Source organism: Aliikangiella marina, assembly GCF_007004765.1.
Taxonomy (GTDB): domain Bacteria; phylum Pseudomonadota; class Gammaproteobacteria; order Enterobacterales; family Kangiellaceae; genus Aliikangiella; species Aliikangiella marina.
Genome location: NZ_VIKR01000001.1, coordinates 1,376,200 through 1,402,047, shown reverse-complemented (window position 1 = coordinate 1,402,047; position 25,848 = coordinate 1,376,200). Strand labels below are relative to the sequence as shown.

At 36.6% G+C, this 25,848-nt stretch carries 17 protein-coding genes (1 of these 17 only partly in view); 15 read left to right on the top strand and 2 right to left on the bottom strand.

Going from position 1 to position 25,848, the window contains the following annotated elements:
• Positions 1-14: 14 nt before the first annotated feature.
• From FLL45_RS05480 to FLL45_RS05470, 3 genes are all read left to right on the top strand, one after another.
• On the top strand, positions 15-1,835 hold the full coding sequence (locus FLL45_RS05480; RefSeq protein ID WP_142940968.1) for an SLC13 family permease: 1,821 nt from the start codon (positions 15-17) through the stop codon (positions 1,833-1,835).
• A 26-nt stretch (positions 1,836-1,861) separates the two neighbouring features.
• The gene (gene glnD, locus FLL45_RS05475) at positions 1,862-4,438 is read left to right on the top strand and encodes a [protein-PII] uridylyltransferase (protein WP_142940967.1); all 2,577 of its coding nucleotides are present in this window, start codon (positions 1,862-1,864) and stop codon (positions 4,436-4,438) included.
• Between the two features lie 984 nt (positions 4,439-5,422).
• Positions 5,423-6,472 (top strand): TauD/TfdA family dioxygenase, encoded by a 1,050-nt coding sequence (locus FLL45_RS05470; RefSeq protein WP_142940966.1) that lies wholly within the window; start codon positions 5,423-5,425, stop codon positions 6,470-6,472.
• A 339-nt stretch (positions 6,473-6,811) separates the two neighbouring features.
• Here the strand turns inward: FLL45_RS05470 and FLL45_RS05465 are convergent, their stop codons facing one another.
• The gene (locus FLL45_RS05465) at positions 6,812-7,012 is read right to left on the bottom strand and encodes a hypothetical protein (RefSeq protein WP_142940965.1); all 201 of its coding nucleotides are present in this window, start codon (positions 7,010-7,012) and stop codon (positions 6,812-6,814) included.
• A gap of 897 nt (positions 7,013-7,909) precedes the next feature.
• Between FLL45_RS05465 and FLL45_RS05460 the strand changes: the two genes are divergently transcribed.
• Positions 7,910-8,986 (top strand): ParB N-terminal domain-containing protein, encoded by a 1,077-nt coding sequence (locus tag FLL45_RS05460; RefSeq protein WP_142940964.1) that lies wholly within the window; start codon positions 7,910-7,912, stop codon positions 8,984-8,986.
• A gap of 42 nt (positions 8,987-9,028) precedes the next feature.
• Here FLL45_RS05460 and FLL45_RS05455 read toward each other — a convergent pair whose 3' ends face one another.
• Positions 9,029-9,802, bottom strand: a complete 774-nt coding sequence (locus tag FLL45_RS05455; RefSeq protein ID WP_142940963.1) for a thioesterase II family protein — start codon at positions 9,800-9,802, stop codon at positions 9,029-9,031.
• A 913-nt stretch (positions 9,803-10,715) separates the two neighbouring features.
• On the opposite strand from FLL45_RS05455, the gene FLL45_RS05450 reads away from it, so the two are divergent.
• The 11 genes from FLL45_RS05450 to FLL45_RS05400 form a co-directional block, all read left to right on the top strand.
• Positions 10,716-11,048, top strand: a complete 333-nt coding sequence (locus FLL45_RS05450) for an MbtH domain protein (RefSeq protein WP_142940962.1) — start codon at positions 10,716-10,718, stop codon at positions 11,046-11,048.
• A gap of 84 nt (positions 11,049-11,132) precedes the next feature.
• A complete protein-coding gene (locus FLL45_RS05445) occupies positions 11,133-11,393 on the top strand; it encodes an MbtH family protein (protein WP_142940961.1) in 261 nt (86 codons plus the stop codon).
• 24 nt (positions 11,394-11,417) lie between these two features.
• A complete protein-coding gene (locus FLL45_RS05440) occupies positions 11,418-12,215 on the top strand; it encodes a thioesterase II family protein (RefSeq protein WP_142940960.1) in 798 nt (265 codons plus the stop codon).
• Between the two features lie 89 nt (positions 12,216-12,304).
• Positions 12,305-13,147, top strand: a complete 843-nt coding sequence (locus tag FLL45_RS05435) for an alpha/beta fold hydrolase (RefSeq protein WP_142940959.1) — start codon at positions 12,305-12,307, stop codon at positions 13,145-13,147.
• Positions 13,122-14,633: an amino acid adenylation domain-containing protein gene (locus FLL45_RS05430; RefSeq protein WP_142940958.1), complete on the top strand. Its 1,512-nt coding sequence runs from the start codon at positions 13,122-13,124 to the stop codon at positions 14,631-14,633. The genes FLL45_RS05435 and FLL45_RS05430 overlap by 26 nt, the downstream gene beginning before the upstream one ends.
• Before the next feature lie 19 nt (positions 14,634-14,652).
• Positions 14,653-14,913 carry an acyl carrier protein gene (locus tag FLL45_RS05425; protein WP_210247116.1) on the top strand — a complete coding sequence of 87 codons (261 nt, stop codon included), beginning with the start codon at positions 14,653-14,655 and terminating at the stop codon, positions 14,911-14,913.
• Positions 14,914-14,962: 49 nt separating this feature from the next.
• The gene (locus FLL45_RS05420; protein ID WP_142940957.1) at positions 14,963-15,883 is read left to right on the top strand and encodes a chlorinating enzyme; all 921 of its coding nucleotides are present in this window, start codon (positions 14,963-14,965) and stop codon (positions 15,881-15,883) included.
• 2 nt (positions 15,884-15,885) lie between these two features.
• Positions 15,886-16,614, top strand: coding sequence for a Type 1 glutamine amidotransferase-like domain-containing protein (locus FLL45_RS05415; protein WP_142940956.1), 729 nt, complete (start codon positions 15,886-15,888; stop codon positions 16,612-16,614).
• A gap of 87 nt (positions 16,615-16,701) precedes the next feature.
• Positions 16,702-17,646 carry a ZZ-type zinc finger protein gene (locus FLL45_RS05410; RefSeq protein ID WP_142940955.1) on the top strand — a complete coding sequence of 315 codons (945 nt, stop codon included), beginning with the start codon at positions 16,702-16,704 and terminating at the stop codon, positions 17,644-17,646.
• 74 nt (positions 17,647-17,720) lie between these two features.
• Complete coding sequence (locus tag FLL45_RS05405) at positions 17,721-19,316, top strand: MBL fold metallo-hydrolase (RefSeq protein ID WP_142940954.1); 1,596 nt, start codon at positions 17,721-17,723, stop codon at positions 19,314-19,316.
• Positions 19,317-19,410: 94 nt separating this feature from the next.
• Positions 19,411-25,848, top strand: the 5' end (the start) of a protein-coding gene (locus FLL45_RS05400; RefSeq protein WP_142940953.1) for a non-ribosomal peptide synthase/polyketide synthase. 20,538 nt of this gene lie beyond the right edge of the window; the window shows 6,438 of its 26,976 coding nt (coding positions 1-6,438); its start codon is at positions 19,411-19,413; its stop codon lies beyond the right edge, outside the window.

Below are 25,848 nucleotides of genomic sequence, written 5' to 3'. Positions count from 1 at the left end.
TAAGGAAATATCAATTGACCGTAGAAATCGCTATCGTTTTCGCAGTTATCGCGCTTGCACTCTATCTGTTTGCTTCTGAGAAATTACCCTTAGATGTCACGGCATTATTGATCCTAATCACTCTGATGGTTATCCCGTTAGTGGGGCACTCACCCTGGTTAATTGAGAGGGGAATTGATTTAAGAGCGGCTTTTCCGACCGTTAGCGAGGGATTGAGCGGGTTATCGAGCACTGCGACGGTAACCGTACTGGCAATGTTTATTTTGTCTGCCGGTATTCAACGGTCGGGATTAGTTAATCTTTTAGGTAAAAAACTTTTTCCGCTTGTTGGCACTTCAGAGCTACGTATGATGCTAGTCGTTGCGTTATTGGTTGGTCTTATTTCAGGTTTCATTAATAATACTGCTGCGGTTGCAGTTGCAATACCGCTTGTTCTTGATATGTGTAAACGACTTAAAATGCACGCCTCGCGCTTGCTGATCCCGGTAAGCTTCTTTGGCATGCTCGGCGGTACTTTAACCTTGATTGGTACTTCGACCAATATTTTAGCCTCGGCTATTCTCAAGGATCGTCCCGAATTTGGCCGCGAAATTGATATGTTTGAATTTACGCACTTAGGTTTAATTGTCTTAGGTGTCGGTCTCGTATATTTTCTGACGGTTGGTCGTTGGCTATTGCCCAAAAAAGATCGAATTAAGCTTCATGATGAGGATGCGAGACAATTTGTTGTAGAACTTCGTATACCTGATGATAGCGAGTTGATCGGTAAGACCTTAGAAGAATCTGATTTTGCCAGTCGTGCTCATGTCGAAATTGTTAAACTCGTTCGAGAGAACACGAGCCATATCAAACAAGCACAAGTGAAGCCGATAAAACGATTAGACATTATTCAAGTTCGTGCTCAGATGCGGCAGGTTGTCGACTTGATTAAAAGTAATGATGTTGATGTTTTATTTGATACCGGACAATTGCGTAAAGCACGAAGCGATGGCCAGTTAGTCAGGGCTTTGGTTCGGGATCGGCAACGTTTTAGTGGTCGTAAAGTACGTGAAGCAGGATTCTGGAAGCGGGATCAAGCTCGTCTTATTGGCCTTGAAACAGAGCAAGTTACTGAGCGTTATCTTGGTGATGAAAAACTCCATGTTGGTGAAGTGGTGCTACTACAGTGTTCCAATACATCTTTAGCAAAATTACGCCGACAGACCGATGTTATTTTACTTGAAGAGCATGAAGATAGTTTTGATAACCAGAAGATGATTTGGGCGGGTAGTATTGTCACGGCAGTAGTGCTCAGCGCAGCACTAACACCACTGCCGATTGTAGTGACCGCGCTGATTGGAATAATAGCAATGGTATTAAGTGGTTGTATTAACAAGCATGATATTTATTCAGGCGTTTCATGGGATGTGATTTTCTTACTGGCCGGTGTTATTCCTTTAGGGATCGCAATGACAAAATCGGGTGGGGCAGAATGGCTTGGTGGTTTACTTGCCGTATTTGCGTCTGGTTGGCATCCTATCTGGGTATTAATGGCGCTTTATGCGGTCACCACTTTGCTAACAGAAATGGTGAGTAACAATGCATCCGTCGTGATCCTCGTTCCGGTTGCAATTGCCCTTGGAGAAAGTCTTGGGATTGATATTTTTCCAATGGTTCTTGCAGTAATGTTTGCTGCCTCTACCAGTTTTTTATCTCCCATAGGCTATCAGACTAATACCATGATTTATGGTACCGGGCTCTATCGGTTCACTGACTTTGCTAAAGTGGGCGCGCCATTAAATGTTCTACTAATGATTGTTACCAGTCTTGGGTTGTATGCATTTTGGATAGCTTAAAGCCCGCTTAGTGGAGAGTTTATTCTATGACAAGTATTGAGATGATTAAACGCTTCCAAAATCAAATTAACGTGTTCGATGAGCAATTAAGTATAAACTTTAGTACAACACCGATTGAAAGCCTATTAGAAAATCGTGCAACTTTTATCGATGGAGTGGTGACTGAATTATGGAATGCTGCAGGTTGTGCAAACCAAAACCTTTCTCTTAATGCAGTTGGAGGGTATGGTCGGAAAACACTACATCCACATTCTGATATTGATATATGTGTGCTTTACGAGAGCTCGTTAAGTTCGAAAGAAGAGGAGAGTCTACAAGTCTTTATGACTCAACTTTGGGATTTAGGGTTAACGGTTGGTCAATCTGTCAGGTCGCTCTCAAAAAATAAGCAGATGTGCAAAAATGATATTTCTATAGCGACTAATTTACTTGAGATAAGGACTATAACTGGAACACCGCAACACGCTCGTGTCGTGAAAGAAATGCTCTATAGTAATAAACCATGGAATGGCGAACGTTTCTTCACTGAAAAGTTATTAGAGCAGAAAGAACGTCATCTAAAGCTTGATAATCAAGCGTTTAAGTTGGAACCAAATATCAAAGAAGGACCTGGTGGTCTAAGAGATGTCCAAACTGTTTTTTGGATTCTCCAGAAAGAGATGGGAACTTCAGATTTTGCTGACATAAGACGTAGCAAATACTTCAATACCGATGAGTTTAATGAACTTATCGAGGCACAGAATTTTATTTGGCGCGTTCGTTGGGCGCTTCATAAGATCGCGGGTCGCGATGAAAACAGGCTGTTATTAGAGTATCAAGCCGACATAGCTTCACTTTTAGGATTTGGCGATACTGGGAATCTTGCTATTGAAAAAATGATGCGACAAGTTTTTCGTGCAACTAAACGTATCAAAGAAATCAATCAAATGCTTATGGCATTTATCCAGTTTGATTTATACTCTACCGGACTGAAAAAAGTAGAGGTCGTTAATCAAAACTTTGAAATTCGTGATGATTTAATCAATGTTAGAGCGTACGATGTTTTTGTTCATCGTAAAGAAATATTGTCAATGTTTCGTATCGTCGCACAGTCTGGTAGCAAGATTAGAGGCATAACCCCACAAACAATTCGTTTAATGAGACAAGCACGCCGCCGCTTGCTCGGTGATCTGCAAGATTTCGAGGAATGTCGTACAGAATTTTTGAGTATTCTTGCTGAAACAAATGATATTAGTAACTCGATTAAACTAATGCACCATCACGGTATACTTGCAGCCTATTTAACCCAGTGGCGAAATATTGTTGGTCAAATGCAATTCGATTTATTTCATGCATATACCGTTGATGAACATATCTTCCAAACGATTTTGAATGTCGTTGAGTTAACATCGAAATCAAAGTCAGTACACTTTGCTACTTATCAACCCTTGTTCTCAAAATTGATTCGTCAGCGTCCAGTGCTATTGTTAGCTGCACTATTTCATGACATCGGCAAAGGGCGGGGAGGCGATCATAGCGAGCTTGGCGCAGTAGATGCGAAACAATTTTGTCAATTTCATGGGCTTAAACGCTCAGATATCGAGTTGGTAACTTGGTTAGTTGAGAATCACCTTTTAATGTCGATTACTTCACAACAACAAGATATTTCTGATCCCGAAGTAGTAAAAAATTTCGCAAAAAAAATAGGTACTCAGTCTAGACTAGATGCCTTGTATTGTCTGACAATTGCCGATATTAATGCGACTAATCCTAATCTATGGACCGGCTGGAAAGCGAGTTTGTTGGAGCGGCTTTACATTGAATCGAAAAAAGCGTTGTTACAAGGGCTCGAAAACGTTTTTACCATACGAGAAAAAATTAAAGAGCGTAAAAAAGAGTCCTTAGCTGAACTTGAAAAGCGCTTTGACTTAAATCACGACTTAGTTATCGACCTATGGAGAAATCTACCGCTTACGTTCTTCAGTAATACTGAGATAGATGAAATAGTGTATTTTAGTCAAAAAGCCCTTTTATCAACCGATACGTTAGGCTTTATCTCAATATCAGAAGCACCGGTCGATGGTTGTAGTTGTATTTTCGCTTATTTACCTGATAGAGAAAGTTTATTCTCCGATCTATTTAGCGCGTTAAATCAGCTAAAGGTTGACGTCAAAGATGCCCAGTTAATTCGTTGTAAGAATGATTATATTTTAGAATTGATAAAGGTCCTAGATTACAACGGTAATCCAATAGAGACTATTTCCCGCAAACAAGATGTTGAAGACAAGCTACAGCAACAAGTATTAAACAGGCAAAAGTCTGTAAAACTAGCTTCACCTAAATATATCAAAAATTTTGAAAACAAGGTTCAAGTTGAGTATTTAGAAACAACCAAAACAGATCGAACATTAGTCTCAATAACCGCGTTAGATAACCCAAACTTCATGACGATTATTTGCCAATGTTTTAGAGAAATGAAGATAAAAATATTTTCCGCTAAGCTGACTACCGTTGGTGAGATGGTAGAAAATGTGTTTATGGTTAGCAACAGCTCGAATAGTCGATTAAACAAGCGACAGCAAAGTAAACTATCAAAATTGCTAGTGAAGCTGGTCACGTCTTAATACGAAAAACGGACATTTGAGTGAAAGAGTCAGCTACATATTTCTTATTCGTATCGGCTTAGGTTGCTCACATTTGATAGAATGATGACGTAAACTTTTGCGAGAAAAAATTGGCTCAAGTTGGCTGTTAAGTTGGATTTTAATCTAGTAATATGAAGCCAATAAATTAAAGTTGGTCGGGCAGTGTAGTCCAGTCATTGTTTCTGAAGCGCAAATAATTATTTATATAATTAACGACTTGCCTATTTTTGGTGGTTTAATTGATGAGTACTGATCCCTTCTAGCTGCTTGAATAGGCTCTTGAAAGCAATTAAGAGCGTTAAATTAACGGTGGCAAGCGAGTGCTCGTTTGTTTCGTTTCGCGAAATTAGATAGTATAGGGATACTGCAGATTAGATCTGCTATAAGAAAATAAAAAGTGCGAAAGCAAATTTACCCAGTTGAAAAATCAAACTTTTAACTACTTGAAATTAGCGCTTTTGTATTACATTATTCTAAGTAACACCGATAAAACGTCGATGACGTAAGCGCTGAAACAAAACGTTAAAGCTTGACAGTTCTCATTAGTATGCGACTAACACTTGACGAGTAATGAGAGCAAGGTCGGTATATACCATAAAAGTTATAAATATAAGAAGAATTTGATCACAAGCGGCCTTGTTGTCCCTTGAACAATGTAATTGAATCCAGAAATCTGCAAAAGGTTCTGGGAATCGATTTTATTTGCCAAAAAAGTTAGAGAGATATAGCCACTGATTAATCAACGGGCACAATGTTCGCAAAAAGACGGTTTGAGCTTGAATTACTTAGCGAGTTAAGAAGTATTAGCTCTTGTCATCGATTAAATTTTCTCATGACGCTGGGCGAAGTAAGACTCTCGTGACTGAACTAGCATTTTGTTGGTCCCTCAGCAGTCTCGCGTACGGCTAAACCAAAAAATCGTCAATTGAAACTGTTTAAAGCCTAAAGTAAAAGGTAATTATCATGAAAACTGACCATGTAAGTCGGCACATTACAAACGAGCAAGTTGAACATTATGGTGTTCCAGTCTTCAATGCTAGCAAAGAAGCACATAGCTGTCCGTATATCATTCCATTAGACGGTAATGCGCCGCAACAAGATTCGGGTCTAATATCTGAACTAGCAAATAATAATATTGCATTAGCAAGATCTATTTCACTGCAAGATGCTAGTAAAATATTTAGCGACTTAGCAGAACATTATCAGCTAACCGAATCATACTTACTTCAAATGCAATTTGTCGTAGATATGATGGAAGATCGTTGTGGTGTTGATGATGTTGCCGTTACTGTGAATGAGCGAGAAGACTATCAATACATTCAACCTCATTGTGAGGGCGATAGTACTTCTCCCATTGAATTGTTTGGTCTCTATTGTCGAAAGAACGCTCAACATGGTGGTGAAAACGTGCTCAGTCGAATTGATCAACGAGCAGATTTTAGCCATGTGAAGGCGAAAGAGAAGGCGATATTGGGTAAAGATCTTGACGCGGCAGCAATTCGCAAACTACAGCAAGGTCATCTTGATGCCAAGGATGTTATCGAGTCTTGCGATAAAGTACTACGCACATTAAGTGAGACTGCTCAAGGCAAGGTGGTTACTCGATTAGCACCATTACAAAAGCAGTACTCAAAAGTGAGTAACGAGCAGATTTATACCTTATGGGATAATGTTACCGTTCATGATCATGCATTTCATCGATTACAATTTGATTTATTGAGTCAATTATCATTGATACACACTCAAACTGATAATGGCTCTTCTTGTTTTTCAATTGATGCTAAAGGTAGTGATCAATATCAAAGTATGATGCATATTGAACGGGATTCTGATTGGGCGCCTGCTGACACTGATAGTGGTGACTTAGCCTCGACAGCAAAATTGTTTGATACCCATGTTATCTATAAAATGCAGCCGGGTGATTTTTTAATATTTAACAATCGAGCTTGGGCCCATGGTGTTAATAATTGGAACCCCCTCGAGACGAGAGAACTACTCGCTATGTACGCCTAAAGATTATTTTCTTTAATTGTTTGTTACCGGTGTCAAAAAAAGGTTGGCTTGTCGTTCATCAAGAGATTATAGAGATAACATTGATGAGATATCTGAAATTGATAAATACGCTAAATATATTTTTACTAAAGATATTCGTACTTAAGCAACTGGGGGACGCGCATTAATCACACTCTCGTGTCGAATTTTTATTGGTGCTAAATCAGTTAAGGAGGTATTTTTTAACTGCCGCTTTTTACTTTTTAATTTTATTTTGGCTCTTGCTCTTACTGATCAAGCTATTTGCATTGCAACGAATTAAATAGGGGGTTAATCGAAAACTAAAGTAGATTTGTGTTATTAATTAGCGACGTACTTTAACTTTGATTGTACTTCTATTGATTGATCGAGTTCTTTTATAAAATAGTTTAATGTTTCTGAAAACTCTATAAAAACACCTTGCCCAGCGTCTGAAGCACCTAACTGATATCCTCTCTTGAACGCCCACTTAATCAGTTCAATATTTTCTAACTCGTCCAGTTTAGTATCATTATTATTCATAAGTTTCTTCTAATTCATCAAGTCCATTAAGCTAAAAAAATATCACTGAATTAGTTAAGTCGGCAACACTCAAAATGAGATAAAAACTAAATTAAACCTTTTAAATTTCTGAGAAGATATACTATTAGAGATTGGATGTTTGAAAATTAAACAACCTTAACAATCATCAATTATTGCGTAGGTCGACTAATTAATCCTTGTACGTCGTTATGTAGTTAGTCCATTTACCTGTCTAAATTTGATTAATAACTTTCACAAGTAACTTCCAGATTTCTGCTATCGTTCGTGATTAAAATATTCTTAACGCGAGCTATTTAAAGGTCGTATTAAAATTGGGATTTAAGGTTTAGTCCTAAGACTCATTTAAAGGTCCTACAACAAACATTGGTAAAAGAACCATAACAAACATTGGTTACCCGAAAATTACAATAGTAGATTCGTAAAACAGTTGTGAAGGATAAGTAATGAACAAGTATAGCGACAAGTCAATTTAGGGTTGTAGCCTATTATGTGACTGAAAAGAAATTTTCTTTAGCTAGTTTCAGACGAGTATAGATTTAAAGTAGGGAATAAGAATATATTCAATATGAGTAAAAAGGAGAATTTTAAATAGTTCGATTGGATTTATACCCGAAGAATCTAACGCATGTTTAATTAACGATATCGAAGTCAACTAATTACGCTATAATTAATAACATAGTTATAAAAATATGCTAGTCGGATAGAAAACTAACTTAAAAAACTCTGTTTTTGGTTAATATGTGAGCATTTTGACACGCTTATGGTTAATAGTTATGCACCACTATGTTGCAATACGGGTATAAATTAACCAATAGATGGTCGGATGTGTTATACTAGCGTTTGTCTAGGTTAAGTTTCGGGGGTCAGAATATTCGAATGAACGGTGTTAAGTACGAACAATTATTAGTCAGTAATTTAAACAACAAAGATAAGAAAATAGATTTAGAGTCGTTTAAATATAAGTCAATTTTTCTCAGTTCAATAGTTCCTGATGAAGAAAATGCCAGGTTTTTGCCTGCGGTGTTAATCGAAGACGAACATGCCAACTTATTCGTAACTCGTAAAATTACCAAAAAGCAACTAGTGGATACTTATCTAGCTGAAGATAAAGTTATTATAGGAAAGTCTTGTATAATAAATTGCTTGAAATACGGTAGTAAAGAATGGAAAAAAGCGAATCAAACAATTGAGTCAATTATTGAACTAGGTAATAACATAGCTATTTCTGAACTAATACAAGCGCCTACCGTTTATCCACTTGAAGATGGTAAATACAAAGTCTTAACCGGCCATAGACGTTTCTTCGCATTAGTATATGCTAACGGTTATGGTTCTGCAGCTCAATTCAAGCTGTACAACAACAAACCATTATTAGCCAAAGTCAAACAGTTTCAGGAGAACGCGAGTCGAGAAGATTTACCGCAATATGGAAAACTGGCTGCATTTCTAAATGCAATGAGTGAAATTAATACACTTAACACCGCGCGAGTTCGAGTTGGTTTAAAGCGTTTAACGATTAAAGAAACAGCAACTAATCTCGGCATTTCGATGGGAGCGTTTGATAATTACAACGTCTTAACACGCTATCCCTGTATTTTAGAAGCGTATGAATCAGGTTTATCTAACTCGTTTGTTAAAACAAAAAAAATTGTTTTAGATGCTGAAAACGAATATAAAATTAGTCAAGATAAAACGACGCTGAATATAACTGATAGAAAAAAAATAAATCAAGAAATAGAGCTCAGACTGTCTAATAGTCAACAAGCGCCAGCTAAAACAAAACCCTTCAAGGTGCGGCCTATTAAATCTTCGAGTACGGTTAAAAAACTGTTAACTTCCAATATTATGGAGCTAAAAACTGGCATTGATTGGAAAAACATAGATTGGGATGACCATTTGTCTGTGTCGAATGTTTTAACGACGGTTATCGAGTATTTAGAAGACACAAAATAGCCCTCAGTCACTGAGGGCTATTTTTAATAAGGCAGTTTTAAATCAGGAAACAACTTGTAAATTTGTTAATTCAAATTTAATTATTTCGTTAACTTTACTAATTACAGAAGTTTTGCAAGAGTCAATAAAAAAATGATCGCCTGCGAATAACTCTATAGTGATATCTTTAGAGAAAAACTTTTGCCAAGTTTTAAGTTCGTCAACGCTAATTTCCGAATCACTTTTACCTCCAAAAATACTCACTGGACAGTCAAAGACACAGTCTCCTGAATATTTATATTTATCAGCGAGTTCGAAGTCCGAGCGTAACATAGGGAGGCAAAGTTCCATTAACTCTGAATTTTCCAAAATTTCTTTCGGAGTGCCATTTATGCTTTTCAACTTTTCTATAAATTGAGCATCTGGCAATCGATAAATTGAGGTTATTCTTGGTGATAGATGAGGACCTCGACTTCCTGACGCAATGAAACGGTGGGGCAGGGGCAAATTTTGTGCTAAACACCTGTTCATGAGTTCAAATGCGATGCGACTGCCTAGGCTGTGGCCAAATAAAATATAGGGAGAACTAAGTTCTTTGTATAGAGCCTCGATTAAACTGTCGACTAAGTCATGCATATTTTTATAACCCGGTTCAAAAATACGAGAAGCTCTACCAGGTGGTTGAATAGCAACTAAGTCTACGTTTTGAGGTAACCAGTTGTGCCAATCTAAATAAGTCGCAGCACTGCCTCCTGCGTAAGGGAAACAGAGTAACTTAATATCTTGGTTTAAAGGGGAGCTTCTATTAGGCCTAAGCAACCATTGGTCTTTTGACATAAAAATAATCCTAGTAACACGTTAGATTAATAATTTGAGATATGACATTAGTAATCACATTGATAACGTTTGATATACAATTTAGTATTTACCCTTTCACAGTCTATTGAATTCTATAATCTATAAGAAGTAATATGGCGGAAAGAACAGTTCTTGTCGTATTGTCTTACTTGTTGTATTGTCTTAATCGTTGTATTGCCTCTCTTGTTTTATTGCCCCTGATATGTGTTGCCTCTAGTGTGGTATTGCCCCAGGGCTATAGAGTTTGACAAGAGACTAGTTTTGAAGTTTAACAGAGATTGATTGTTTTTCGTAAATAAAAAATCTAATAAACATCATAGCAGTGATAGTTGTTCGAGAATAGCTCACTCAAGATGAAGTCGTCTCATGCATGAGATCATTATTTCGTTTAGGTGCGTTACTGCTCACAGGTAAAGGTTAAATAAATTACCTGTGAATTGGTTTTAATTTTCTGTTGATTTAGTCAATTGGAGCGGTTAACCTAAGACACAATTAAAGTCATTAAAATTAACTGAAGCGACCGTATTAGCTGTCATTCATTGCATATTGCAAGTGAAGCTCAATCAATAACCGTATTACAAAAAAGCGATAAGCAGGCGTTGGTATCGACGATTTTGAATCATAAAACTGCTTAACGGAATTAGAAACGTATTGGTAGGTTACAGTAGCAAAGCCTTAGTTCGTTTAATAACTTACATAATTTCAGCCTCGTAAAGGTTAATATTCGCAGTAAAACAATCGCATTATTTGCTCAAGTAGGCACATGTGTGGTTAAAGAAGCGTCTTGCCGGAAATTTATTAAGACGTGTAACAATCAAAGCTTTGTTAACCATTTTGAATAAACACTTAATTTGTAATTTAACATTTTAACCATTTAACACTAGGAAAATAAATGAACGAATTAGTCAAAAAGCTTTCACAAGGCCAACATAAAATAGTCGCTGAAAGAAGTGATTCAGCACAAGAATTGAAAGAACAGATTGAGCGCGAATTTGTACTATTGAAATTCACTGAAACACAGGGCGGTACTGAGCTCGGCAGCCAATTGGATATGCAGCAAAGTAAACTAGACGACGCAGATTTTGAAAATGCAAAAGGTGTTGTTCATTTGGTGGGTAATCTCGTGCTCGATTATGTACCAGTGCAATTAGTCGCGGATATCGATCTAAGCACATTACAAGGAACAGGGAAATTAGTACCCGTCGAAGAAGAAGCGACTGCTTGATACAAAACGAAATGAGTATGCGTGATTAAATCGTATTTTCAGGATTGGAAACTCGCAGCTTAGACACAAACAAAGGTAAAATTTATGTTTGATCAAGAAGAAGATACACGAACTTACAATGTAGTAATAAATCATGAAGAGCAATATTCGATCTGGTTAGCTGATAGAGAAAATGCGCTAGGTTGGCATAACGAGGGGATGTCTGGAACAAAAGCAGAGTGCCTAGAGTATATTGACAAGGTTTGGACCGACATGCGCCCGCTTAGTTTACGCAAACACATGGAAAAAATAGAGCAAGAGAAAGCAGCTTCTGACGACAAAAACGTCGCAGATGCGACTTCATAAAGAAGCATAAAACAGGGATTATTAATGGTGACTCGAGGGGAGAATGAAACGCCTTGGATGGTGATTCATAAGCCAAACCCTAGCGCAACAATGAGACTTATCTGCTTTCACTATGGCGGAGGTAGTGCTTCGGCCTATCGTGATTGGCCTAGATTACTTCCAGCAAATGTCGAATTGTGCGCAGTACAGTTACCTGGTAGAGAAAAGCGTTTTAATGAAAAATACATCACAGAGTTTCCTGAATTGACCGAAAAGCTTTGCGACGAGTTAAAAGCTTTTCTTACTAAACCTTATGTTGTATTTGGACACAGTTTAGGTGCTATGGTTAGCTTTGAATGGCTAAGAGTTTTACAGCAAAGTAACTTAATGTTGCCATTGTTATATATACCGTCGGGGATGCCCGCACCTCAATTGTATTATCCGAATAAGCCTATTGGCGAGTTACCCGAAGATGAGTTTGTGAATGAACTATTGCTAACTTATGGAGACAATTTAGGTAATGTCTTGAGGGACAAAGATTTGCGTAGCGTTTTTATGCCGCAACTAAGAGGTGATTTCAAGTTGCTTGAAAGTTATCAATTCAAAGAAGCTTCGGTCCTTGATTGCCAAATACATGCATTAGCAGGGGACGAGGAAGAAAATATCGGTGATGCAGATTTGGCAGCCTGGGGAGTTCATACTCAAAATTCGTTTTCAAGTAAGAGGTTTAATGGAGGGCACTTCTTTGTTCATACCGATGAACAAAAATTGCTTTCATTTATCAGCAAAGAACTAAATGCGTTAATGGGCACACAAAAGACTCAAGTGCCAGAATTCGCCTAATTAAAATAACCAGCACAATCTGAGCGCTTAAAGTTAATTAAAAATAACTGCATTTTAAGCACGCTTATATCGAAATTAAAGAGGAAACTATGGAAAAGAAAACCCTGCAAAGTTTTGACGGTATAGATATAAATTATGCCATAACTAAATCAAGCCGACCGGGGAAGCCTTGGATTGCACTAATCATCCCGTTTGGTCTAAAGCTTGAGATGGCCCGGCATTTTTGTGAGTTTTTCCAGCCTCACTACAATTCTATTGTTTGGGAAACGCGTTCTATTCTAGAAGATTCAGAGCGAAATATTACTGAGAATGAGTTTGTTCTGGAGAACCATGTTAGAGATTTAAAAGATGTATTAGATAAAAGTGGTGCTAAAAGCTTTATAATGGTTGGCTATTGTTCTGGAGCCGGCATTGCCTTAGCCGCTGCAAATAGATATCCAAATATAATCAATAACTTAATTCTTGCTCATGGTGAATATACTATGCTGCATGATTCAGCCTGTACCACTCAATTCGCCTCAGAAATCGATAGTTTATTGTCCCTTGCCGCTAAAGACGAAGAACATTTAAACTTGGTTTTCGAGAAGATAAAAGGTGATCGGTTTGAAGATTCCTCAAATCGCCCCGATGGAATTGATCTTCCTTTTACAAAAAAAGAATTTTTGAGAAGACATGCAGCAAATTATTTATCTTATAAATCGAGTGATTTTGAACATCTTGCTGAATATGTTAGCCATCATACGCTCATTTTAACCGGTGAGAGGGACGTACAAGCAAATGTTACTAGTTCGCAAAAAATTGCTGATTTAATTTCAAATTCGGAAATATACATTGATCCGGAAGCCGACCATTACGGTCTATTGCGTGAAGATTCAAGCACTATGATTACTATTTGGAATTATCTCTATGAACAACAACCCATTTTCGCGTAAAACACAACCAAGCAACATACATAAATTATTTGAACAGTATGCAATAACAAATCCTGACAATATTGCAGTTAAATATTCCGGTGAAAGTATTACTTACTCAGTGCTTAATGCGAGGGCAAATAATTTAGCGAGCCATCTAAAAGCGAAAAATGTCGGTGTTAGCGATATTGTAGCGCTAGAAATGTCACACACTATCGAATTTGTCGTTTCGATCATAGCAATTTTAAAATGTGGGGCAGCCTATCTACCAATTGATAGCCAACTTCCGATACACAGAATTGAAAAGTATTTAGATATAGCCAAAGTTAAATTACTGATAGCAAATAAAACGAGTCAAGTTAGCTCTCTTTCGACATTACCAATAATATTGTTTGAAGAAAAAGGGCTCTTTGAGCAAGAACTTTCCGAATTTCAAAGTATTAACGGTGAGCCTGATTCTCGAGCTTACGTTATGTTTACTTCCGGCTCAACCGGGGACCCCAAAGGCGTCGAGGTTCCACATAGAGCAGTAATTCGATTAGTCAAGGAAACTAACTACATTAGTGTTGCTGAAACAGATTGTATTTTGCAATTTGCACCAGCTAATTTTGATGCATCAACCTTTGAATTTTGGGGGGCACTATTAAATGGTGCGTGTGTCGCTTTATATTCCGGAAAAGGTTTAGATCCTAATCGGCTAAAACAAGATCTAGTAAATAATAATGTCACTATCTTATGGTTAACTGCGGCTTTATTCCACTTAGTTGCAGATAAGTTTATTGACGTTTTAAGGCCGCTAAGAGTTTTGTTAGCTGGTGGAGATGTGTTAAGTGCTAAATACATTAGAAAAGTGATCAACCAGTTCCCAGATATTACGATGATAAATGGATATGGTCCAACTGAAAATACTACTTTTACTTGCTGCCATAAGATGACCAAAAATAACTTGCCTGACACGAATGTACCGATTGGTAAAGCTATTACGGGAACCAATGTCTTTATTTTAGATGAGAATTTTAATCCAGTAAAAGATGGTCGCTTAGGTGAACTCTATACCAGCGGTTCTGGTGTCGCTTTAGGTTATCTAAATGATAGCAATAATCAAAATTTCTTTTATAACGATAAGATAGATACTGGGCTTATCTATCGAACCGGAGATTTAGTAGCGAGAAATGAAAATGGTGAAATATTGTTTCATGGTCGTAAAGATAATCAAGTAAAAATACGTGGTTATAGAGTGTCGTTAGAGGAAGTCAAATCAGCTATTGTTAAAGTCAAGGAAGTGGTTGACGCGATCGTTACCACCAAAAAATATGAATCAGGTGATCAAATATTAGTCGCCTATATTCAAGTAAAGGAAGAACATGAACTCTCGCCAAAGTCAATTAAGTCAATGTTGGCGAAGATACTACCTGACTACATGATACCGGACAGTTTTATCTTTAGTGAAAGTTTACCGATCAATAATAATGGTAAAGTTGATAAAAAATTAATGAGCACAACTTAATTAAAATAGGAAGTTAAAAATGGAAACAAAAGAAATTGAGAGTTTAATCCTAAATTCGTTTAGAGAAAAAGAGCTAATGAAGAATATTGAGTTAAATGAAGACTTTTTTGACTTAGGAGTATCTTCATTAACTGTTGTCGAACTTCAAATTGTTGTAGAAAAACAAATTAATCGCACCGTAGAAACGGCAAAATTAATGGCCGCTCCAACAATTGCAGAGTGGGTAGAGCTTTATTCTAAAGCAGAAACAAACGCTTCGACTGAAGCGTTAGATGCTTAGTAAGAAAGCCTGTAAGAATCATTCATTTAAAACCTTAAGGAATTAACTTATGACTAAGAAAAAGTTTAGCTTAAGCGATGAACAGATCGCACAATTTAGAAGGGATGGATATTTAGGACCTTTTGATCTTTATGATGCCGAAGAAATTCGAGAAGAGTATAAAAAGCTTAGAGCTGAAATGTTTGACAGAGAATACGCCGTTTACGACGTTGATCACGCAAGTCTTCTGGCTGGCTACGATCGCCATTTAGATATTAATTTCTTTAGTCAGCATATTATGAAACGTCAGATTTTGGACAAGTTAGAAGGAATATTAGGTCCAGATATTATTTGTTGGCGTTCAGAGTTATTTCCAAAGTATCCGGGAGATGAGGGTACTGATTGGCATCAGGCAGATACGTTTGCTCATGCGTCAGGTGCCCCTCAAATAGAATGGCCAAGTTCTGAGTTTGGCGGGGCGGTCACGGTATGGACTGCCGTAACTGATGCAACTGAAGAAAATGGTTGTTTGCGTTTTATACCAGGTACTCAAGAAGAAATGGTATACGATGAGTCAAAGGAAATGAAATATCAGCCAGACCAAGTAAACAAACTTGAAAAAGATGGTATGAAACGTGGTTTCTTTGGATATGATTATAGAAACCTACAAAAAGACCCAGATTTTGTTCCTGATGAATCAAAAGCTGTTTCAATTGAGATGAAAGCCGGTCAATTTGTTATATTTTGGTCTACATTGATGCATTCATCTTTTCCTAATTCAAGCAAGAATAAAACTCGTCTCGGTTTTACCGCGAGATATGTCCCGACCTGTGTAAAAGTTTATCCAGAAACTGACACGGTTGACGAATACGGAACAGTATTATCGTTAGATAAATATGGTACGGTATTAGTTGCTGGTGAAGACAAATATAGTCATAACCGTAGAGTTACTAAAAATACTCGTGATAAAGAATTTGCATTAGAAGAGTAGTAATGTCTGAACACAGAAAATCTTTGTATCTTCTCGCGGATAGTCAGCTGTTGTTTTGGAATATAGCTGAAAATCGATTTATCGAATCTATTCGCGAAAATCTAGATACTAAAAAAGCTTCTATCACCAAAGCCGCATACATTGGTGCGGCTAACGGTGATAAACCTGAGTTTTTTGAATTGTTTAAAGCTGCAATGGATAATATTGATCTTCACGAAAGCAGAATGATTACGAGTCAATATTCTAAAGAAGAACAAGAATTCCTTGAGTCAGCAGATCTCATATTGCTAGCGGGTGGAGATATTAAGGTCGCCTCAGAGATTCTTGAAAAGACCGGTATGGCTAAAACCGTAATTGAGAAGTACTACTCGGGCGCTGTACTCATTGGAATATCCGCCGGTGCTATTCAGCTAGGTTTAGGAATTGCGAATTGTGACGGAACTCTTATTGAAGGCTTAAAGTTACTTCCTTATTTTGTTGAAGTCAGTGAAAAAGAAAGCAATTGGAATAGTCTTAAGAAACTACTAGCGTCGAGTGGGCAATATAATAAAGGCTTCGGTCTATCGGCAGGTGGTGGAATGATTTACCACTCAGATATGACGATAGAGCCTTTGAGAAACTCTATAGTCGAATGTCGAAGTCAATCAGATGATGGTGTCGAATTAGGACATAACGTGTTACTGCCGCCTCAAAGCCTAGAGAATAATAAATTATTGAGTAAGGCCGATTAACCAATCGTTTTATAATTGACGTAGTACCAACAGTTTCGTTCATGTGTTTTGGGTTTGATGATTTTAGTGGGTTAATTGAATGTGAATATGCAGCAAGAAATACATTTCTGGCAACATTGCTTTAACTGTAAAGTAAGCCCAATAGTGGGTACACGTTATCAATGTCAAACCTGTCCCGCAGGTCCCAATATTGATTTATGTCAAAGGTGTTATGCACTATATAAGCAAGGAAAGATAAGTGAGGCGTGTCATACCTCTGATCAAGTTAAATTGAGAGGAAATGATTTTAAAGCCTATCATGGAGAAAGAAATATAAATTTGCAACAGTGGCAAGAAACTCCTGTTAATCAGCTTGTCACACCCGAGTTGTTCGATAATTTCTTAGTTCGTTTGGAGTTTAAGAGTGGATTTAATTCTGCCTTTGGCGGATATGGATTTGTCGTCAACCATAACCAACACACATTAGTACTGACTGCATTACATGTTTTAGACGAGGTATTAAAAGCGCACGAGATTGATGCTTCTAGTAACAATCTAGCTTATACAGGAGCCGAACTACCGTCAGTAATCGATTCAACGGTACTTTATGATGTAATGAAAGAAAGATGGATGTTTCATGAGTTGGGCGTGAGTAATCAAATGATTGCACTAAAAAATGCCAGAATAGGAGAATTGGAACCTATTTCTTTTAAGGATATTAGCGCATTCCATATTTCTGAAGACGTTCAGGTAAAAGCAGCTTGCTTAGCTGAATCTTCACCCGAAGTTGGTGAGTCTGTTTGGCTAGTTGCTAATATGCCGGAATACCAAAATACCAGACAAGCAGTAGTCGTGGAAAAAAGTGATAAGAGTTTAATTTTTCGATACAACCAAAAAGAAGGAATACCAATTGGTTGTAGCGGAGCGCCGATAATAAATAAGCTTGGCCAAGTTGTCGCGATCAATATTGGAACAACAACAAACGCAGATCAAAGATATGGCCATAGTAATCCTGTTGAAAGTATACGAGAGCATTTAACCGTTCTATCTTAAAGTGATATTGAACTTAGCGATTATGTAAACGAGCCTAATTTATCTGGCGAATAGAATTAAGAAGGAAGCCGAAGATGACCGATAGATTGTTCTATCTTAAAGAAGATGTTTATTTTGAACCATTATTTAATAACTGGTATGCGTGGTCATACCTACTTCCACCGGTTACTGCAGCTAGATATATGGTGAATACGCATAAGAGAATTATGAATTCTTTTGTGAATAACTATGAATTGCATATTAGTGCTGCAAAGGAATCAGTAGTGACTGGCGGTGATTTCTTACATTGTAGCGAAGAACAGCTAGAAGACATACAGAATTTAATTAATGATATTGACACCAAGTGCAGTGATTTAGTTGAACTATCTTCTGCAATAAATGCTCTTGATGAGATGCTAGAATCTCATACTAGTGGACAAACGGTTGAGCCTTTTTACAAAAAGGTTCCTCAGGCGTTAAGTGGCTATGTAGAGTTAGTAATGGACTTACAGCACAGACCCTCGTATCGTCTCATTGAAGCTTTGTTATATCAAAGTAAATATTACAAAAAAGATCTACAAGCTCTATCATTTGGCATGCTTTCAAAAGTAGAAGAGAGACCATTTGTTTTAAGTACTCCAAGACTGCCAGATGATAATCATTTGCGGATAGAGGCTGATTTTAATTCGAAAATAGTTGACGAGATATTTAAGAGTCGAGAAATTCCAATTAGTGAAAAAAGAATAAAAGAACTGTTTTCTACGAACGAACTTGCTGGTGGCTTAGATTACAATGAACTTTTTACAGAAAACAAGACTCAGTTTCCACACAAACCAGTTGAAAGTGGAGTTAGACTCCAGTATACCGGGCATGCAGGCTTTCTTGTAGAAACTAAAGACGTTTCTATTTTGATTGATCCTGTTATAGCAAGTCGCGGTAAAGAGTACGAAGCAGATACTATTAGCTATAGTGAAATACCGCCTAAAATAGATTTTATTTGTTTGACGCATAATCACCAAGATCATGTGTGTATTGAGAGTTTGTTGCAATTAAGATACAAAACATCACAGGTAATTGTTCCAAAAAATAACGGGGGTAGCCTTGCAGACCCTTCAATCAAATTACTTTTAAAACATTTAAATTTTAATGTGATCGAAGTCGAAGACCTCGATCAAATAAATATCCCTAATGGTAAGATTACTGCAATTCCTTTTCTTGGTGAACACGGTGATTTAAACGTTAGAAGTAAAGCTGCCTGGCTAATTGAAGTTGACGGTAAAAAATTATTCTTTGGGGCTGATTCAGCAAACCCCGATGTTAATTTATATCGTCATATGTGTGACTTACTGAGTGGATTAGATGTATACGCGATTGGCATGGAGTGCGTAGGAGCCCCTTATACCTGGTTATATGGGGCGCTTCATTCAAAAATGGTACCCAAGGCGATAAAAGATACTCGACGTTTAGATGGTTCAGATTGTACCCAAGCATATGGTGTAGTTGAAATGATAAAACCCAAACAAGTATGTATTTATGCTTTGGGAATGGAGCCATGGTTCAAGTATTTTATGGGATTAGAGTATGAAGAAGACTCTAAACAATTGCTTGAATCGAATAAGATGATCGAACAATGCAGTCAAATAAATATCCTCGCAGAAAAGATGTACGGGCGAAAAACAATCGAACTCTAATGGATATGTACCAAAAAAAAGCATGAATTTTTTGCTTAAATAAATCCATAAAAGTTAATGAAAGATCTCGAGTGTTAATATAGGCGTTATTCAGATGTTAGAAATTATCAATCGATACAAACACGGTTATGTAATCATACCAACGGTTCTTGCTGCTCAAGAGCTAGGGGTGTTTGATTGTCTTACAGCAGATGAATATTGTAACTTTGATAAACTTGTTAAGACTCTCAAGGCAAATAGCGGCCATTTGAAAATCGCCCTACGATCATTAGAGTCGCTCGGTTGGATTGAACAAAACGATGCTAATGAATATCGCTTGTTAGAAAACGCTAAACAAAGACATTTAATACCTAACGAAATTTTAATGCTGTTAGATTTTCCGATGGAAGACTATGTAAATAGTAACAGTGATGCGGGTTTAACAACGTGGTTAGAGCGCTCTTCGAATAGATGGCAGCTAGACAATGAATTAATAGCAGATATGCTAGATGGTATATTGATTATATCTTTATTATTAGCTCTCAAGAAACATAGTTTACTGACGTATCAGAAGGTTGACGAACAATCGCTAGAACTTAAGCTTGACATTGCATCTTCAATTTTTAAAAAGGAAATTATAGAGTATTTCATTAGTAAAGCTTGGGTGAATAAACAAAAAGACTATTATGAAGTTACTAATGTTGGTAAGTTTATATTTGATAGGATTTATATCGCCGCTACTGTAGCATCCTATAAACCAATGATTCAAAATATACCTAGTCTACTTTCAGGCAAGCATTCTCAAGTTTTCGAGAGAGATGAAGCAGGCCATGAACTTCATATTGACCGAACGTTAAATGTACAAGGGAGCGGCTTTCAACACGAAAAGTACTTTAAGGAAATTGAATCACTTGTAATATCAATCTTTGATAATCGAGACTATTCAGAGCAACCTAAGTACGTTGCCGATATGGGGTGTGGAAACGGCGACCTTTTAAAAAAAATATATTTAACAATTAAGGAAAAAACGTTACGTGGTGAAGCGTTAGATAAATTTCCAGTGATTTTAATTGGTATTGATTATAACGAAAAAGCGCTGTTAGAAACGTCAAAAACCTTAAACTCAATAGATCATATGACTTTGCGCGGTGATATCGGTGATCCTCAGCAAATGATTGTCGACCTTATTGATAAAGGTATAACTGATCCAGAGAATATCTTACATGTTCGTTCTTTTTTAGATCATGATCGTCCGTTTAATGAAACTATTAATGTTAACCAAGAGCATCAGAGACTAGATAATACCTATCAATCGATTTGCGTTGATCACGCTGGTGATTTGATACCGGTGAAAAAGGTAATGCAAAGCTTAGTCGAACATTTGAAGAAGTGGGCTGACTTAGATTCAAAGCATGGACTAGTTTTACTAGAAGTACATAGTTTGCCTGCAACCGTCACAAATCAGTTCATTGATAGAAGCGAGAATCTTTATTTTGATGCGTATCATGGTTTTTCTAGGCAATACTTAACTGATGCAACTGCCTTTTTAATTAGTGCGTCTGAAGTTGGATTATTTCCAAATCTTGAATACAGTAATAAATATCCTAAATTTTTGCCATTTAGCCGAATTACCTTAAATTATTTTCAAAAGAAAGACTATCAAATTAGGCATTTAGTTTTAAAGGATGTAGATTTAATAAGAGATATGGATAGTTGCTTCTGCCTAGATGGTGTCTTACCAGAAACTCAGTTAACTTCAAGAATAAAACAGAGTTCCTCTTTTCAGTACGGCCTCGTTATTAAGGATAAGCTTTGTGCGATAGCTAGTTTGATTTCAATTGATGGAAAGTTATATGTTGAATCTGTTAAAACACAAAGCGGAGTCTCCCTTGAGGAATTAAATGATTTTCTCGATTTTGTCTCTGCGCATAATGTTTTGGGCGGAAGGGGTAAATTGGATAATTTGAAGCACGCTAGTTTGGCTGTATATACCTATAAAACTAAAAGTGATGATCTTCCCGTTGAGAAATATATTGATAAGTTTATCTCGACTTATTCAATAGGCCCTGAAGATGATACGCTTCTTGCAGAGAGAGAATTAGAGTCTTTTGGGGGACGCTGGTTGTTGACAGTGCTCGCTCAAATGGGTTTAGAGCTTGATTATTCACGAAAATATTCCATTGATAAGTTACTAATAAAATTTAATGTCTTACCAAAGTATTATAGATTATTTAATGAGCTCGTAAACTTGCTAGGAAGGATAGGGGTTGTAAAGGTTGATGAGAATTTAAGAGAGTTTTCGATTATCGATAAAAATTGTTCTCAGCTTTTGTTAGATATCACCAAAGATTTTCCAGTTTTTAGTAAAAGGTATACAGAACAGTTTCCGTTTTATGTTTCATTTTTAAATTTAATGGAGCTCGGACTAGGGAACTTCAAAAACGTCTTGCAAGGTAAGATGACAGCTAATCAAGCTATTTTTCCGAATGCATCAATGGAGTCTTTTGAAGCGATATTTAAAGGTGATAAAGTTTCAGATTATTTTAATTCGGTACTAGCCGAGGTGATAAGACAATATGCGCTACTCAAGGTTAATAAAGCAGCGGGTTCTAAGATTAAAATTTTAGAGGTGGGTGCAGGTACTGGAGGCGCGACAACAAATGTTTTAGAGTCTTTGTCAGAATACTTTGATTTTATTGAATTTACATATACGGATATCTCTAGTTCATTTGTAAGATATGGAAAACAAAAGTTTTCGGATAAATATCCAAATATTAAATTTGATGTCCTTGATGTTGAAAACCTCTCCTTAGAGAACTCAAAATCATATGACATTATTTATGCTTCTAATGTATTGCATGATACAAAATATATAAAATATACGCTTTCTCAGGTAAAAGAATTACTTAATCCTGATGGTATCATCGCTATAAACGAATACACCAGGATGAAAGATTTATTACTGTACACTGGTGGACTATTACATGGGTGGTGGTTATTTGAAGATCCAGAAAATCGTTTACCAGGTTCATGCTTACTCGATGTATCTAGATGGGAAAAGGCGTTTTTAGATTCAGAATATGTTGGTTTTAAGGCCTATACATTACCGTTTATTAAGAATCCCAAAGAAGCTAGTCAAGCGATTTTGGTTGCAAAAAAAGATAAAAAAAATATCGAAGAGATTGACTCGGTCCCTGTAGATACGCAATTATCGGTAAGTAACAATGAGGATTCAGAACTTTCATTATTCAACCAAACAGAAGATGGTATTGTAGCGGTGTTATTACGTGAAATCGCTCATGTGATTAACCCCAAAAAATGTCGTAGTTTAGCTCAAGGTCAATCGATCAATGATATTGGAATTGACTCTATGGAGTTACTAGAGGTTCAATGCATTATCGAGAAGTCATTTTCGATTAAACTTAAGCCTGATTTTTTACTTGAATATGATACTGTCGATCAAATTAGCCACTATATCAAAAGAATTCACTCTTCATTCAACGATAATGGTTCGCCTGACTCTTCAGGAGCGGAATCTGAGCAAATAACTGATACTCGGACTAAATTAGTTTCCATACTAGAGAAAGTCTTAAACGGCGAACAGCTGGATGAAGTGTGCTCGGGAACAAATTTTTCCTGTTCTGGATTAGATTCCATGGAGTTGGTAGAAGTTCAGTTTGCTATAGAGCGTGAGTTTTCTACTAAACTAGATTCTGATTTTCTATTTGTAAACGATACGTTGGGTAAGGTTATTGAGTATTTTTCAACTCAAACAGAATCACAAAAGGCTAGCGTAAATCATAATGACTATGAAGCGTCCTTAAAAGAAGAGTTCAAAGAAGTCGAAATCGAAGAAACTGTATTTTCAACAGTGACAAAACTGATTCCAGTGGTAAAAGGGTCACTGTTCACTAGGGAAACCTTGCTGAGCGATCTAAGTTTAGATTCTATGGAGTTATTAGAGCTTCAGTGCGCTTTTGAAGAAAAATTTAACACAAAATTATCTGCTGACTTTTTAATAAGTAACAATTCATTTGAAACTATTATTGAATATTTTGAAAAGATCGTTAACCAACGAGCTTGTAAGATTGATGATTTACCAGATGCATACGCTTGTGATGCCGCAGAACAAACGCTTAAGGTTATTAGAAATTGTATCAATGAAATAATTAGTCCGCGTGAAATTGGCTCTCTCAATATGGAAGCTAGTCTAGATGAGTTAGAGTTAGATTCAATGGAATTATTAGAGTTGCAATGTGAGCTTGAACAAGCCTTTAAGACGAAGCTAACTCCAGATTTTCTTTTAAATTTTAATAGCATAAAGTCTATCGCAGATTATTTCTTAAATACAAAAGAATTTTCTGAGGGTTGCGATAAGAGCTTGTCGACTGGTAATAACGATAAAAAAAAAGCATTTTGTTTAACTAATTATCGCAAAACCATTGGAAGTCTTAACGAAGTAGATTTAAAACAAGCTAAGGTATACCCGCTATCTCAAAATCAAAAGGCGATGCTTGTTGTTGAGCAACTTGAGAAAGGTCGGCTTGCTCACAATATACCGATGCAAATCTATTTAAACGATGAGTTTGATTTAGAATTAATTAGTAATACGATGGAAGTGCTCTGTGAGCGGCATCCACTACTAAAATGCCGGTTTAAAGAGAATTCTACCGATTTATATTTACCTGATGTTTCTACCTTAGATTTTGAACTCTATGACTTATCTCATGTAACCGAAGCACAACGAGAGACTGCGATCTGTGAAATCGGGAGAGCGGAATCTTACCAAGCATTTGATTTATTTAATCAGCCCCCAATACGAATAAAGTTAGTTAAAAGCTCCTCAGAAAGCGGCGTTTTATTTTTAACGATCCACCATATTGTGTGTGATGGATGGAGTATAAAAGTTATTTTTGAAGAGCTTAACGATATATATCAAAGTTTAAAAAAACACAATCCATTAACGAAGATTAGCACTAGTAATCAATATAAAGTATATTTTGATAGCCAAAAGAGTAGCGGGCCAGTCGATATCGAAGTTACTGATTTTTGGAAGGGGTATTTAAGCGGCTCAAACCAAATCGTCAATTTACCAAAGTCGCAAAGTCAAGTTTACCAAAGAGAATACGAGGTTTGTTCGCACTTTTTTAACGTTCCTTTGCCATTAAGTGAAAAAATTAGTAGGTTTGCTAGCAAGAACAAATCTACACCATTCTCAGTATTGTTCTTAGCTTTTAATGTCCTTATTTCAAAGTACTCAAATCAATTGGATCTCTTGATTGGTGTTCCTAATTTAAACAGGGATTTAACTAAATTTAGGAATATCATTAGTTATTTTATAAACGTTGTACCGATAAGAACAAAGCTTGATCTTAAAGCATCATTTATATCAATGTTAGAAGAATCAATGAGTAACTGTAGCAGTGTATTAAAGGATTATAGTATACCGCTTTCAAGTCTGGTCGAAGAGATCAAGTGCGCACCCAATTCGCTGCATTCGCCTTTAGTACAAGTTTTATTCTCATATCAAAATATAAAAATACACTCGAATAATTTTTTGAACTCTAAATTTTCGATTATTGACTTAGATATAAAAGAAAGCCAATTCGATCTAGAGCTTGTATTGCAACCTGAAGGCGATACTTTACGCGGCAAGATAGTTTATCGAAACGATTTGTACTCAGAAGACCTCATTTCCCAGCTAACACTTAGTTTTATTAATATTCTCGATGGAGCGATGGAGTCGCCAGACCAACCAATTGCTGAGATCTCATTACTTAATAAAGAACAAATAAGAGAATTAAAGCTAGATAATGACCTAAAATATCAAGCAAAAGAGTATGAATCTCGCTTTTATGAATTGATCAAGCCGCATGCTAATCTAAAGCCAGACGCAATAGGGCTTGTATACAAGAATGCTCATATATCCTATCGTTGCTTAGATCAACTTACTAATTCTTTGGCTAATTACTTAAACAAGTTTGGGGTAAAAGCCGGAAACACAGTTGCAGTATATATGGATCGATCAGCAGAAATGCTGATTACTATTTTAGGAATTATGAAGGCTGGTGCGGCTTATGTGCCTTTAGATCCTAGTTTTCCGGAAGAGAGAATAGAATACATACTAGTAGATGCGAATGTTAATTTTTTAGTCTGCGACAACAATAGTCATGACAGACTAAATTTTAATCATGAAAAGACAATAGTCTTTAATTCTATCCTACTCTCAAAGCTAAACCAATCATCTAGTAAGATTCTGACAGAAAATAGTAATCATAAAGGTAATCTAGCCTATGTGATTTACACTTCTGGTTCAACTGGAAAGCCGAAAGGCGTAGAGATTGAGCATCACAGTTTAACTAACTTTTTGTTATCAATGGAACATAAACCTGGTTTGGCAAAAGGATGTAACCTACTGGCAATTACTTCGATTTCATTTGATATCCATACATTAGAGTTTTTCTTACCATTGATTTGCGGTGAAAAAGTAGTTTTAGCCGATAGACAAAGTGTTCGTTCACCAAAAGAAATTTATCGTTTAATAAGTCAGCAT

Coding starts and splice junctions, on each gene's coding strand:
- glnD (WP_142940967.1), top strand. CDS start 1,862: ATGACAAGTATTGAGATGATTAAACGCTTCCAAAATCAAATTAACGTG.
- FLL45_RS05470 (WP_142940966.1), top strand. CDS start 5,423: ATGAAAACTGACCATGTAAGTCGGCACATTACAAACGAGCAAGTTGAA.
- FLL45_RS05465 (WP_142940965.1), bottom strand. CDS start 7,012: ATGAATAATAATGATACTAAACTGGACGAGTTAGAAAATATTGAACTG.
- FLL45_RS05460 (WP_142940964.1), top strand. CDS start 7,910: ATGAACGGTGTTAAGTACGAACAATTATTAGTCAGTAATTTAAACAAC.
- FLL45_RS05455 (WP_142940963.1), bottom strand. CDS start 9,802: ATGTCAAAAGACCAATGGTTGCTTAGGCCTAATAGAAGCTCCCCTTTA.
- FLL45_RS05450 (WP_142940962.1), top strand. CDS start 10,716: ATGAACGAATTAGTCAAAAAGCTTTCACAAGGCCAACATAAAATAGTC.
- FLL45_RS05445 (WP_142940961.1), top strand. CDS start 11,133: ATGTTTGATCAAGAAGAAGATACACGAACTTACAATGTAGTAATAAAT.
- FLL45_RS05440 (WP_142940960.1), top strand. CDS start 11,418: ATGGTGACTCGAGGGGAGAATGAAACGCCTTGGATGGTGATTCATAAG.
- FLL45_RS05435 (WP_142940959.1), top strand. CDS start 12,305: ATGGAAAAGAAAACCCTGCAAAGTTTTGACGGTATAGATATAAATTAT.
- FLL45_RS05430 (WP_142940958.1), top strand. CDS start 13,122: ATGAACAACAACCCATTTTCGCGTAAAACACAACCAAGCAACATACAT.
- FLL45_RS05425 (WP_210247116.1), top strand. CDS start 14,653: ATGGAAACAAAAGAAATTGAGAGTTTAATCCTAAATTCGTTTAGAGAA.
- FLL45_RS05420 (WP_142940957.1), top strand. CDS start 14,963: ATGACTAAGAAAAAGTTTAGCTTAAGCGATGAACAGATCGCACAATTT.
- FLL45_RS05415 (WP_142940956.1), top strand. CDS start 15,886: ATGTCTGAACACAGAAAATCTTTGTATCTTCTCGCGGATAGTCAGCTG.
- FLL45_RS05410 (WP_142940955.1), top strand. CDS start 16,702: ATGCAGCAAGAAATACATTTCTGGCAACATTGCTTTAACTGTAAAGTA.
- FLL45_RS05405 (WP_142940954.1), top strand. CDS start 17,721: ATGACCGATAGATTGTTCTATCTTAAAGAAGATGTTTATTTTGAACCA.